Origin of the sequence: Mucilaginibacter sp. UR6-11 (assembly GCF_020880695.1) — a bacterium.
GTDB lineage: Bacteria > Bacteroidota > Bacteroidia > Sphingobacteriales > Sphingobacteriaceae > Mucilaginibacter.
The window spans coordinates 191,222-204,169 of sequence record NZ_JAJIWO010000005.1; the positions used below are offsets into that span (position 1 = coordinate 191,222).

General features: G+C 46.9%; 7 protein-coding genes. All 7 read left to right on the top strand.

The window, feature by feature from the left end; genetic code table 11:
- Window positions 1-28 precede the first annotated feature (28 nt).
- The 7 genes from LJ658_RS13385 to LJ658_RS13415 all read left to right on the top strand — a co-directional run bounded on the left by LJ658_RS13385 (window position 29) and on the right by LJ658_RS13415 (window position 12,915).
- A complete protein-coding gene (locus LJ658_RS13385; protein WP_230547029.1) occupies window positions 29-1,132 on the top strand; it encodes a FecR family protein in 1,104 nt (367 codons plus the stop codon).
- 230 nt (window positions 1,133-1,362) lie between these two features.
- The gene (locus LJ658_RS13390; protein WP_230547030.1) at window positions 1,363-4,959 is read left to right on the top strand and encodes a SusC/RagA family TonB-linked outer membrane protein; all 3,597 of its coding nucleotides are present in this window, start codon (window positions 1,363-1,365) and stop codon (window positions 4,957-4,959) included.
- Between the two features lie 11 nt (window positions 4,960-4,970).
- Window positions 4,971-6,464, top strand: a complete 1,494-nt coding sequence (locus LJ658_RS13395) for a RagB/SusD family nutrient uptake outer membrane protein (protein WP_230547031.1) — start codon at window positions 4,971-4,973, stop codon at window positions 6,462-6,464.
- A gap of 98 nt (window positions 6,465-6,562) precedes the next feature.
- The gene (locus LJ658_RS13400; protein ID WP_230547032.1) at window positions 6,563-7,420 is read left to right on the top strand and encodes a DUF3738 domain-containing protein; all 858 of its coding nucleotides are present in this window, start codon (window positions 6,563-6,565) and stop codon (window positions 7,418-7,420) included.
- 5 nt (window positions 7,421-7,425) lie between these two features.
- Complete coding sequence (locus LJ658_RS13405; protein WP_230547033.1) at window positions 7,426-9,195, top strand: FKBP-type peptidyl-prolyl cis-trans isomerase; 1,770 nt, start codon at window positions 7,426-7,428, stop codon at window positions 9,193-9,195.
- 62 nt (window positions 9,196-9,257) lie between these two features.
- Complete coding sequence (locus LJ658_RS13410; RefSeq protein ID WP_230547034.1) at window positions 9,258-10,721, top strand: S8 family serine peptidase; 1,464 nt, start codon at window positions 9,258-9,260, stop codon at window positions 10,719-10,721.
- Between the two features lie 28 nt (window positions 10,722-10,749).
- Window positions 10,750-12,915: an endo alpha-1,4 polygalactosaminidase gene (locus LJ658_RS13415; RefSeq protein WP_230547035.1), complete on the top strand. Its 2,166-nt coding sequence runs from the start codon at window positions 10,750-10,752 to the stop codon at window positions 12,913-12,915.
- The last annotated feature ends 33 nt before the right edge of the window (window positions 12,916-12,948 follow it).

A 12,948-nucleotide genomic window follows, 5' to 3' on the forward strand; every position in this document is an offset into this window, starting at 1 on the left:
CGCCGACTTGCTTGTCATGGTGTTATAAATGGAACGAAAACAAGCAACAGAAATTTTAGCAAGGTACCGGGCGGGTACCGCCACCGAACAAGAGAAAGTCTTGATAGAGGATTGGCTGCTGCATGGCGCGGCTGGGCCGTTTGACCTGAGTGAAGATGAATTGTTAGCCGACCTCCTGGCCGTCCGCCGGAGACTGGCCCGGGATCTGCCGAAGAAGCGGATAATACCGCTCTGGGCCAGGATCGCAGCTGCGGCTTCGGTTTTGGTTATCATAAGCTTAGGCGCATACCGGCTGTTGCGGGGTGAACAAAGACCCCAGTTGGCGGCCGCCATCCTGCCAGGTAGTAATAAGGCTGTCCTGACCTTAGCCAATGGGCAAAGAATCTATTTAAACGATGCTAAGAGCGGTGCCTTGGTTCAAACCGCCGGGATAAAGGTTATTAAAGATAAAAAGGGGCAAATCACTTACGTCGTGGAAAAGCAGGGACCGAATCAGCTGGTACAATATAACACGACCACCACGCCCAAAGGCGGGCAATGGCATTTGGTACTGGCGGATGGTACCAATGTCTGGCTAAATGCAGCTTCGTCCTTATATTATCCCACAGCATTTGCCGGTAAGGAAAGGATCGTGAGGTTAACAGGCGAGGGGTATTTTGAGGTTACAAAGGATAAGACGCACCCTTTTATTGTACAAACCGCCGATGAGAATATAAGGGTTTTAGGCACACATTTTAATGTTAATACCTATACCAATGAGCCATCGGTTAAAACCACTTTGCTGGAAGGTTCTGTGCAGGTTGAGCATGGCGAACGATCGGTCTTTATTAAACCTGGCGAACAGGCCGTATTGACAAACGACAGTTTAAAAGTAAAGGAGGCTGACACTGAAGAAGTAACCAGCTGGAAAGACGGGTTGTTTATTTTTAATGATGAGTCGCTTGAGAGTATTATGCGCAAAGTAGCCCGTTGGTATGATGTGGAAATTGTTTACCGCGGTGTCAGCCCGAAAAAAACCTTTTGGGGCGGGGTATCCCGGTATGAACACGTAGAACAGCTACTGCACAAACTTGAATTGACCAAAGGTGTTCATTTTAAGATCGAAGGAAGGAGGATCATCGCGACGCCGTAGATATTTACCCTAAAACCGATAGGCAAAAAAAACCGGAAGTAATTTGACCTACTTCCGGCGTGTTTTGACCGTCTACTGATTAATTAAAATTTTGTTAAACCGTGGCAGCCGCCGGAGATTTTCGACGATTTAGGGCAGCGCCAGCATCAAAACAATACAAATTTATGAATAATTATCCGCTCCACGGGTATATCACACACTGTATTATACCCGGGCAAGTCCTGAGAATTATGAAAATTGTCATAGTGATCATTATGGCCGCTTTAGTACAGGTAAGTGCTGCGACAAGGGCGCAGCAAATAACCCTGAATGCAAATAAAGCCAGCCTTAAAAGTGTATTTAACCAGATACGCAAGCAAACCGGCTATACGGTATTGTGCCAGTCTGAGCAGCTTAATCATGCGCGGCCGGTTACCGTTAAGCTCCATAATGCTCCGCTCAGTGAGGCTTTAAACAGTATCCTGACAGATCAGGATCTGACCTATACGATCGAAGACAAAGCTATTGTCATCAATGAAAAAAACCAGGCCCTGGCAGACAGTAAACCAATAGCGCCTGCCGATTCGGTAGTTTATAAAGGCCGGGTATTGGATGAAAAAGGGCAGCCGCTTATCGGCGCCACTATTCGGCTGAAAGGTGGTACTAAAGTTTCTATTTCTGTGCCCGGTGGTTATTTTGAACGTTATGGAACACCTAAAAATACACTGGTAGTATCTTATATAGGATATCAAACCGCTGAAATTTCCCTGTCAGGCCGAAGCCCTAACGACCTGATCCTTGTAAACATGGTGCCAAGCCTGAGCCAGTTAACAGAAGTGGGCGTGGTAAGTACCGGTTACCAGGATATACCCAAAGAACGCGCAACTGGTTCTTTTGAATTGGTTACCGCTAAAGATCTTGCTCATAGTACTGATCCCAGTCTGCTAAACAGGCTGCAGGGCATAACTACGAGTCTTGATTTCAGGAACGATACAAGAGCGATCAATTCGGGCACGGCAACAAAACCATTGCCTGCTATCAGCACTTTAACGATCCGTGGCAGGAATACGCTCAATACAGCAATTACAAGTTCAGCGTCTATTAATAAAAACCCCAGCGGCACGCCATTGGTCGTTGTAGATGGGATCGCCGGAGCTTATGATATTGAAAGTATAGACCCGAATGATGTGGAAAGCATTTCAATTTTAAAGGATGCGGCAGCAGCATCTATTTGGGGCTCAAGGGCAGCTAACGGTGTTATCGTTATCAAAACCAAAAGGGGGGGATTTAACCGCCCAACGCGTGTCTCCTTTAACGCGAATTATAACGTAACTGAGAAAATAGACCTGTTTTATAAAAAACTGATGAGCACCTCTGATTTTATTGATGCCCAGGTGTATGCCAACCAGTTTGATTATCCCAATCCGGTGCCCGATCCTACCGATTATCACCAACCTCAGCCTTTTATGTCTCCGGTAGCAGAGATCCTGAACCAACAGAAGCTGGGAGTGATCAGTGCCGGCGAAGCGAACAAGCAACTGGATGCTTTACGAGGCAACGATATCCGGCGTGATTATAATAAATACATACTTCGCAATGCGCAGACACAATCTTATTCGCTTGCTATTGACGGAGGCACTAAAGCGATTGCATCGCGCCTTTCAGGCAACTTCAGCAATACCTTAAATAATACGATAGGTTCAAGTTCAGATCGTTTCACATTAAGCTATAATGCCTCCGCTCAGCCCTTAAAGAACCTGTCCGTAAATGCCAATATCAATCTAACCCGGCAGGATAGCAGGAGCCAGGCATCCTCCAGTTTAATTGACCCTTCTAATTATACCGCTCCGTTTTACCCTTATACACGGCTTGCGGACGATCAGGGAAATGCCCTGACCGTTTCAAGGGATTACCGACCTGCCTATTTAAATCTCCTGACAAATGTTTATGGCAGTAAACTCCTGAATATGAGTTATACCCCTTTGAATGATATGAAAGAAGGCTACTTAAAAAATACCAATTATGGTATCAACCTGAACACCACTATCGGCTATCAGATCAATCCCGTATTTTCAGTAAACGTTACCTATAGCTATAATAAAGCGATCAGCTCGGCCAAAGAGTTAAGAACGCAGCAATCCTATTATATGCGAAATCTGATCAACCAGTTTACAGACAGTACCACCTTTAGCAGGGCCGTTCCGTTAGGTGGCTATTATGCCCCCAACAATACCCAATCAGATACACATACCTTGCGCGGCTTGTTAAATGTAAACAAGACCTGGAACGATAAGCATAACCTGACTGGCATCATTGGCGTGGACGTCAGCCAAACCTATAGCACCTATAATCAAAATCAGTATTACGGATATGATCCAAATACCCTTAAAGTAAACAACGCGCTTAATTTCAGCACGGCGCTGACGACCTTCTTTAGCAACCCGATTGACGGCAGCACGACAGCATTAATCCCATCAAGCGCTGCCTTTCTTGACTATTGGAACCGGCAGTACAGTTTATTCGCTAACGGAGCTTATACCTACAACAACCGGTATATCCTGTCGGGTAGTGTACGTAAAGATGCTTCCAGCGCATTTGGGCCTGCCACTAATAAAAGCGGTTCGCCCTACTATTCATTTGGTTCCGCCTGGCTTATTAATAATGAGGACTTCTATAAACTTTCCTGGTTGCCTAGTCTGAAGCTGCGCGTAACCTATGGCTATAACGGCAATGTGAATACCAGGGTGACGGCTAATCCACTGATCACTTACAGCACCACGCCGGGATCAAATGGTTTATTTTACGCTACCACCGCAGCAGCTGTGGCCACTAACAGCAAGCTCCGGCCGGAAAGATCAGGCATATTGAATATCGGACTTGATTTTGGCTTAAAAAACGACTGGCTGTCTGGTAGTATAGAGTATTACGACAGAAAGACCTTCGACCTGCTTACGCCAAACAACGTAGACCCTACCATTGGCTATAACCAGCTTACATTTAATACAGGTAACCTCAGGTCGCAGGGGGTAGATCTGACCCTGAACTCGGTTAACCTGCAGACAGGAGCTTTTAACTGGACCAGCAATTTATTGTTTAGTTATAACAGGGTTAAAGTGACCCGGCTATTCATACCCGGAGCCAATACAGCAGGATATATCGTAGGCAATCAGTATACCGAGGGGTATGACCTGAACCGCTTATTCGCCTGGAAATGGGCCGGGCTGGATCCCCAAACAGGAAATCCGAGGGTGTTTTTGAACGGGCAACCAGTAACTGTTGACGGAACGGACTTTACGGTGATTGATAAATTAAATAACGCTCCGATAACTGAGCTAAAATACTTCGGATCAGCAGTTCCGGTTTATTTCGGTTCGTTTCGCAATACCTTTACCTATGGCGCATTCTCCATATCAGCAAACCTGCTTTACAAGCTTGGATATTTTGCACGTAGATCAGCCCAAAGTGTAGTACAATATTCCAATTTATATGGCGAGTTCGGAGTTAACATCCCGCAGAGTGCTGACTACGCACAGCGCTGGCAGAAACCCGGAGACGAAAAAACAACCAATGTACCTTCACCGGTTTATAGTCCGGGGGCTACGGCACGGGATAGCTACTATTATTATGCAGATGTCAATGTTTATAAGGCCGATCATATCCGCCTTCAGGAAATAAATTTATCTTATGTGTTTCCAAAACGCAATTGGTTTATCAAAAATCCAAGGATCTATGCCAACGTCAGCAATTTGGGGATCATATGGCGGGCCAATAAGTTAGGGCTTGATCCTGATGTTTTTGATTATCCTGTTCCCCGTCAATATAGTTTGGGCTTTTCAGCAAATTTTTAATGTAAACAGCAATGAAAACATATCAAATATTTTTACTTACAGCCGCATTCAGCTGCATGCTGGCATCCTGCCAGAAATACCTGGATATTAAGCAAAACAGTAATCAAAACTTTATTACTACCGCTAATGATTGTCAGTTGCTCCTGGATAACTATGCAACAATGAACGTGCTATACCCGAGCGACGGGGAAGCGTCGGCGGATGATTATTACCTGTTTGATGCCAGGTACGCCGCTTTATCACAGGAAAATAAGGATTTTTACAGTTGGCAGCCAACCGCCCAGCGCGCGCTGGCTATTGATCAATGGCAAAACCCTTACCGGATCGTATTCAATGCCAATCTTGCCCTTGAAGGGATAGCTAAACAAAATACAGCGACTTCAGACCAGGCCACGCTGAACAGCATCAGGGGGCAGGCCCTGTTTTTTCGATCCTTTGCGTTTTATGCCTTAGCGCAGCTCTATACCGCTCCCTATAATGCTGCTTCTGCAAATCAGGATCCGGGAATCCCGTTGAAAATGACCTCCGACCTTAACGAAGTATCGTCAAGGGGAACGGTGCAGCAAACCTACACGCGCATTTTGCAGGATCTTCAGGAAGCCGTAACCCTGTTGCCAACAACCTCGCCGGTAAATTCGAGGCCGAACAAGGTGGCCGCCTACGCCATGCTGGCGCGTGTTTATCTGGCAATGCAAGATTACCCGAACGCTCTTATTAATGCCAACGCGGCGCTTGCACTCAACAATAAACTTATTAATTACAATAGTTTAAGTACTACATCCAGTACTCCTTTTACGCCCAGATTCCAAAATATCGAAGATATCTTTCATGCGGTGATGGTAGCTAATAATGCGCTGTTAAACCCGGCTACAAGCGCCACTTCAAACGTAGCTAAAATAGACCCTGATCTTGTTGCATCTTACGCAACCACTGATTTGAGAAAGTCGGTATTTCTGAAAGCCAATACGGTTACGGTAAAACTGCCTATCAATTTATCCAATCCCGCTGTCACCGCCAATGTCACCGTCCCCGACGGGTCGTATCGCTTCAGCGGTAATTATGAACCGGTAACCAATTCTGCCTTGTATACCGGACTGGCGACCGATGAACTTTACCTGATAGCTGCGGAATGTAATGCCAGGGCAGGGAATGCTGATGCCGCTATGGCGGGTTTAAATGCATTGCTGATAAAACGTTATAAAACCGGGACCTACACTGCCCAGACGGCAAGCAACGCAACTGATGCCTTAAATAAGGTGCTTGATGAAAGACGGAAGGAGCTCCTGATGCGCGGTTTACGCTGGACAGATCTGCGCAGGTTGAATAAAGGTGCCGTGAGAAAGACCCGGACGATTACATTTACCGGCACTACCACAAGCCCGATACGTACAGAAACCATAACAGCAACATACACACTTGCGCCAAATGATTTACGCTATGCACTGCTTCTGCCGACGGAAGTAATCACCAATACCAACGGCGGCCTCCAACAAAACCGTCGATAACGCTCAGGCGTCCACCATTACGCTGCTGAATACCCGTCGGGAAACGGATGGTATTCAGCGGCCATGGCTGGTGCATGGCAATTAATAGATCATAAAAAATGAAATTAAAATATAAATTATTAACAGGGATGCTGTCCCTTATTGTATTTCAGGCGCAGGCGCAAAAAGATACGACAGGATTTGTTTACCGGAAACCGCTGTTTGATTTTGACTATGCCAAACCCGTATTCAAACTGGATACACAGCAAGAGGCAAATATCGACAGGTTGCTGCGGTTTTCTGTTTTTACGGGCTATCGCGAAGGCGTTGAACCCGTACATCGTGAATTCGGATTCAATATGGCCACCCAGGAAAACAGGGAGCAGGGCACTATCAGGCAAAGTATCTACAATGCGTCCATCGTAGAAATGCTAACCCATGGCTTCGAAACACCCATGCAGAGCAGGATCTTGCTTGAAGTAAAGGACCCGTCAGCCTATCGGTACCTGCCGGCATACGGTAATAAACAGGCATGGCTCCGTAAAAATGCCTATTGCTACGAACTGCTGGTGCCACGCGCTGCCTTTTCAGTAAGGAAAGTTAAGATGATTGAGGATGACGTTGCTCAGCACTTTAACATCAGCTTTGGCTACGAAACACGGAAGGTGAAGACACTGGTACTGGTGCGTACTTCCGGGCTAGATAAGCTTAAACCAAGTGGTTCGTCCGAGCCTGTTTTTGGGAAAAGCGGCGTGTTCAGAAATGTTGGGTTAGGCTATCTAACCCAGGCTGTTGAAAAAACAGGATTAACGCCGGTAGTTGACGATACAGGTTATCCCGGAGCCGTGGATATAGACCTGGGTTCTGTAGACTACTCCAACACGCAGCTACTGCGGTTGGCATTAAGCAAATATGACCTGGACCTAAAGGAAGACATGCGCGAATTGAAAATTTTTGTGATCAAAGAACTTAAATGAAATCCATGAAGATAATATATCTGCTTACGGCATTCTTAATCATGTTGTCAGTTAATGCGTCCGCGCAAACCCGCGGGTTAAAAATCGGCGACCGGCTCCCGGAATTTACCATCAACAATATATGGCACGGAGCGCAGCACAGTGCTGAAGTTGCGGACTTCAAAGACCGGCTGCTCATTATAGATTTTTGGGCCACCAGCTGCGGGGGCTGCGTAGAAGCCTTACCTAAAATGGAAAGCCTGCAAAAGCAATTCGGGGGCCGGGTAAAGATATTGCCCGTTACTTACGAGACCCGTGCTTATACAGAGACTTTCTGGAAGGCGAATGTTTTTACCCGGAAACTTACCCTGCCTGTTGTTACAGACGATAAGTTATTTAACAAATATTTCCCTCACGAAGTTATTCCTCATGAAATATGGATCAACAAAGGTAAAGTGATCGGTATTACTTCTGAAGGATATGTTGACAGTTATAATATCCGGCAGGTGCTTGATGGCCAAATCCCCAACTGGCCCATAAAAGACGATTATTATATGTTTGACGGAGCCAAACAACCGCTGTTTACGCCGGATGAAAACCAGATCGATATGGAAGGTACCCGGCTGGAATATGCAGCCATTTGCGGGTATAAAGAAAAAAACGGGGCAAGCGCGGCGGGTCCTTTTGGCAATTCAGGTATTGTCAGGGATTCTGTTCATAATACTGTCCGGGTTTATTTTATTAATCAAAGCATCTTATCCATTTATACTACCTGCTGGAATAAATTGGTTAAACTCGGAAAGTTGGTCAAACCCTCTGTAGTCGGCACGGTCAACCAAACCGTATGGGAAGTTACAGATCCGGCAAAATATACCCACCAAACCTATCTCACGCCACAGTTAAAAACGGGGTACATTGAAGATTGGGTGAGGGAGCATGCTATCTGTTTTGAATCGCAATACAAGGATAACGGACAAACGGATATCGAAATTACGCAAAGCGTTATTGCCGACCTTGATCGCTTGTTAGGTTTACATGTAGGCTGGCAGAAACGTCGCGAAAAGGTATGGATAGTTAAAGCCAAACCGGGACGAACTGCGAATAAAAACGTGAAAAGCAACGAGTCACTAGGATCGGTGCTTTACCAGATTAACCAGCAACCGGGCAATCCTTACATATTTAATGAAACAGGCATAAAAAGCGACTATCCTGTCGCTGTTAAATTAAATTCATGGACAGACATTGAAAGCATCCGCGACGCCCTGGGAGCCAATGGTTTTGAACTGAAGGAAGAAGAAAGAATAGTGGATAAATTTGTGTTTGCCGAAGTTGAAGGCGGCCTGATCGTCGATACAAAAAAGATAAGAGCGGCAAAAGCCAGAAGAGAGGCTCAGGGGCACATGGCACTGCCCTTGGCAGAAGAAAATAAGGATTTCCTGCGGCGGAATAAATTGCAGCCGGGGGTTATTGAACTGCCATCCGGCTTACAGTATAAAGTAATCAAAACAGGAACCGGTAATAAACCGTCTGGCGATAGTAAAGTCCTGGTAGATTATACCGGCAGTTTTGTTAACGGCAAAATATTTGAAAGCTCACTGGAAGGCGGCCTGCCTTATGTCACCAAATTAACAGACGTTATTAAAGGCTGGACAGAGGCCTTACAGCTGATGCCCACAGGCTCTAAATGGATCATTTACGTTCCCGCCGAATTGGCCTATGGCGATAGGGGAACGGGCAATATCCCGCCAAATAGTAGCTTGATCTTTGAACTCGAACTGTTGCAAATCACACCCTGATAAAAATGAATAAAATTTATAAAAGTTGCCCAAAACGCAAATTAATAATATGGCTGTTTCTGATGTTTTTTCAAGCCGCCGGTGCATTGGCGCAGCAACCGGAAAGCCCGTCGGTAAACTGGCAGTTGATGGATTTAAAAGCGGATGGTGTATTTGGCATCAGCATGGAAAAGGCTTACGCCGAAATCTTAAAGGGTAAAAAGGCAAAAACGGTTATAGTAGCGGTGCTGGACGGCGGTGTGGATGTGAGACACGAAGACCTGAAACAAGTGATCTGGACCAATGCCGGGGAAATTCCCGGAAACGGTAAGGATGATGATCATAATGGTTTCGCGGATGATCTGCATGGCTGGAACTTCTATAGCCCGATGACCAAAGGTGACCCGGAATTTGATATCGCCGAATTGACCAAATCAATCAGGGCCAGTCAAGCGGAAGGGAAGGATGTTTCGCAGCTCCGGAAAGCACTGGACGAAAAACTATTGCCCTTAAAACAAAAGCTGGAAACAGCAACAGCAGAAAAAAAGGCACTTGAAAACATGACCGGGCGCATAGGCAGGCCGGTGCCCACGCAATCAGACTTCAGGAACTTTATACCCCGAAATGAGACGGAATTGAGCTTGCAAAAAAATATGGTTTACGGCTTAAAAGTTTATCCGGACTATGTCAACTATAAGCGGCACCTGATAGACCGGTCCGTAACTCAGTATCAAATGGAAATGGATTTTTACCTTGATCAGGATTATGACCTCAAAACAGGCGGCCCGACAACTTATCATGGCACACACATCGCCGGCATTATTGCTGCCGTACGTAACAACAAAATTGGCATGAATGGGGTAGCCGATAAAGCCCGGCTGATGGTGGTACGTACCATAGGCGGAATTGATTTAACGGACAGCCCCGGCGAATTTACCCGGCCGAAAATTGCCGGTGAAGAGGAAGAAGCCGATTTACGGGTTGCTTCGGCTATCCGTTACGCGGTAAATAACGGTGCCCGGGTGATCAATATCAGCTTTGGTCAGCGTAAAAGCATGCTCGCCGGAAAACGGCTGGAAGCTATCAACTATGCGCTTTCAAAAGATGTGCTTATTGTTCACGCGTCAGGCAACCAGGGACAGGATGAGGACCTGTTAAATAACGCAGACAATGCCGTACCGTCTCCGGCTAACTGGATTGAGGTTGGTGCCTCAGGCTTTAAAAACGATGGCTCACTGGCGGCTGCCTTCTCTAATTACGGTAAAACAACTGTTGACGTATTTGCGCCGGGTGTAGCTATTTATTCAACGGCCCCCCGTTCGGCCTATGCGGTTGATTCTGGAACCAGCATGGCGGCACCGGTAGTTTCAGGCTTGGCGGCTGTGTTAAGGGAATACTATCCTGATCTTTCTGCCGAACAGGTGAAAAACATTATAATTGCATCAGTAACTAAATCTGAATTTTTAAAGGATAAATGTTTGTCGGGAGGCGTGGTCAATGCCTGCCAGGCGCTTAAACTTGCCGCCGGGACCATGAAAAGAAATTGATATGAATCTTAGGCTATACTTCATACTGATGCTGTGCTTATTTTCAGCCACTGTCCGGGCCTGGCAACTACCTGTTTGGCAAGCCGCGAGCCAGCCCGCCGATTGGCTGATCAAAGCTCCGGCGGTTAAAGCCGGGGTATTTAAAAGCGCCGACGGCAAAGACCTTATCCTGGATAACGGGTTGCTCAAAAGAACTTTCCGACTCGGGCCAAACCTGGCCTGTACCGGTTTCCGTAACCTGAGCAGCGGCGAAGAACTTTTACGTGCCGTTGGCCCGGATGCAAAGTTGACCATTGACGGTAAAACCTACGCCATAGGCGGTCTGTACGGGCAACCGGAGAAGGCTTACCTGAAAAAAGAATGGATAGACGGCTTAAAAGCGCATGACGGGGATTTTAAATTTAAGTCCTATGCGGTCGGCCCGATAGTGCCTTATGTTAACTGGAAACCGGTTAGCAAAATATGGGCCGCCAACAAAAAGCAGCCGACCGGGAAAATGCTGAGTTTGCTGTTTACCTCAACCGAACCCGCATTATCGGGCATCGGGGTGCGGGTCAATTATGAACTCTATGATGGTATCCCGCTCATCTGTAAATGGCTAAGCGTGGAGAATAAAGGTTCGCATAAGATCAGGTTAAATAAGGTCATTAACGAGGTGCTGGCCGTACACGAAGAAGAATCTTCGGTTGCGGGTCCTGCTGCCCTGTTCCGTCCGCCGCACGGGATCTATGTGGAAAGTAACTATGCTTTTAACGATGCCATGAATGCCCGGTTTTCTGACCAAACCACGCACTGGCAAACCGATACGACCTATACGTCGCAGGTGAGCTATGACCTCCAAACCCCCTGTGTGCTGGAAGTCTATCCGCCAATCGGACCGGGCGTAGAACTGGCGCCCGGGCAGATCTTCAAATCAATCCGTACGAACGAGTTACTGCTGGAGGGTTATGACCGCGAACGTAACGGGCTTGCCCAGCGCCTGATGTACCAAACCATTGCCCCCTGGGCTACCCAGGCGCCTACCTACCTGTTTTGTAAAAGTTTTGATGAGCGGGTGGTTAAAAATGCAATCGACCAGTGTGCCGCAACGGGTTATGATATGTTGGTGCTCAGTTTCCATACCGGCTTTAGTATGGAGGATACAACTAAAAGCAATATCAGGTATTGTAAAATGCTGGCCGATTATGCGCACAGTAAGGGCATCCTTATCGGCGGCTATTCCCTGCTGGCCAGCAGGCGTATCAGTGATAATGATGATGTTATCGATCCGAAAACCGGCAAGCCGGATGTCCATGCTCTTTACGCTCATTCTCCGTGCCTGGGCAGCCGGTGGGGACTGGCATATTTTGAGAAGTTAAAATACTTTTTGAAAACGACTGGTTTTGACGAATTTGACCAGGATGGTGCTTATCCCGGCGACGTCTGCGCCTCGACCACCCATCCCGGCCACAAAGGGCTGGAAGATTCGCAATGGACGCAAATGGAGCAACAAAAAGCATTTTACCATTGGTGCGCAGAGAACGGAATCTTTGTAAATACGCCCGACTGGTACTTTTTGGACGGTGGCAGCAAATGTGCGCTGGGGTACCGGGAGGTAAATTTCTCGCTGCCGCGGCCACAGCAAATGATCCTGAACCGGCAGAATATTTATGACGGGACCTGGGAAAAGATGCCAACCATGGGCTGGGGCTTTGTGCCGCTAACGGAATATCAGGGCGGTGGGGCGGAGGCGACCATCGAGCCGCTATCAGAACACCTGGATGCCTATGAACAACTGATGATGCAATATTACGGCGCCGGAATCCAGGCCTGTTACCTGGGCACCCGGCTGTACGACACCGAAGCAACCAAACAGCTCGTCTTGAAAACGTTAAACTGGTATCACCAATACCGTGATATTTTAAGTTCACAACTTATTCACCTGCGCCGGGCCGACGGGCAGGACTGGGACGGGATATTGCATGTTAATCCGAATTTGAAAATTAAGGGAATGGCGATGCTATATAATCCGACCAGGGAGGTGATGGTCAGGAAAATTAAACTGCCGCTGTATTATACCGGCTTAAACAATACAGCGCTAATCAGTGAGATGGGCGATACCGGTAAAATTTATCAATTGAGCCGGGACTACAATGTGGAGGTGCAAGTTCATATCCCTGCCAATGGTTATACCTGGCTAACAGTACAAGAATAACAGTTTCCGGGCATAGCCATAGCCATAACCTAA

Coding starts and splice junctions, on each gene's coding strand:
- LJ658_RS13410 (WP_230547034.1), top strand. CDS start 9,258: ATGTTTTTTCAAGCCGCCGGTGCATTGGCGCAGCAACCGGAAAGCCCG.
- LJ658_RS13405 (WP_230547033.1), top strand. CDS start 7,426: ATGAAGATAATATATCTGCTTACGGCATTCTTAATCATGTTGTCAGTT.
- LJ658_RS13385 (WP_230547029.1), top strand. CDS start 29: ATGGAACGAAAACAAGCAACAGAAATTTTAGCAAGGTACCGGGCGGGT.
- LJ658_RS13390 (WP_230547030.1), top strand. CDS start 1,363: ATGAAAATTGTCATAGTGATCATTATGGCCGCTTTAGTACAGGTAAGT.
- LJ658_RS13400 (WP_230547032.1), top strand. CDS start 6,563: ATGAAATTAAAATATAAATTATTAACAGGGATGCTGTCCCTTATTGTA.
- LJ658_RS13395 (WP_230547031.1), top strand. CDS start 4,971: ATGAAAACATATCAAATATTTTTACTTACAGCCGCATTCAGCTGCATG.
- LJ658_RS13415 (WP_230547035.1), top strand. CDS start 10,750: ATGCTGTGCTTATTTTCAGCCACTGTCCGGGCCTGGCAACTACCTGTT.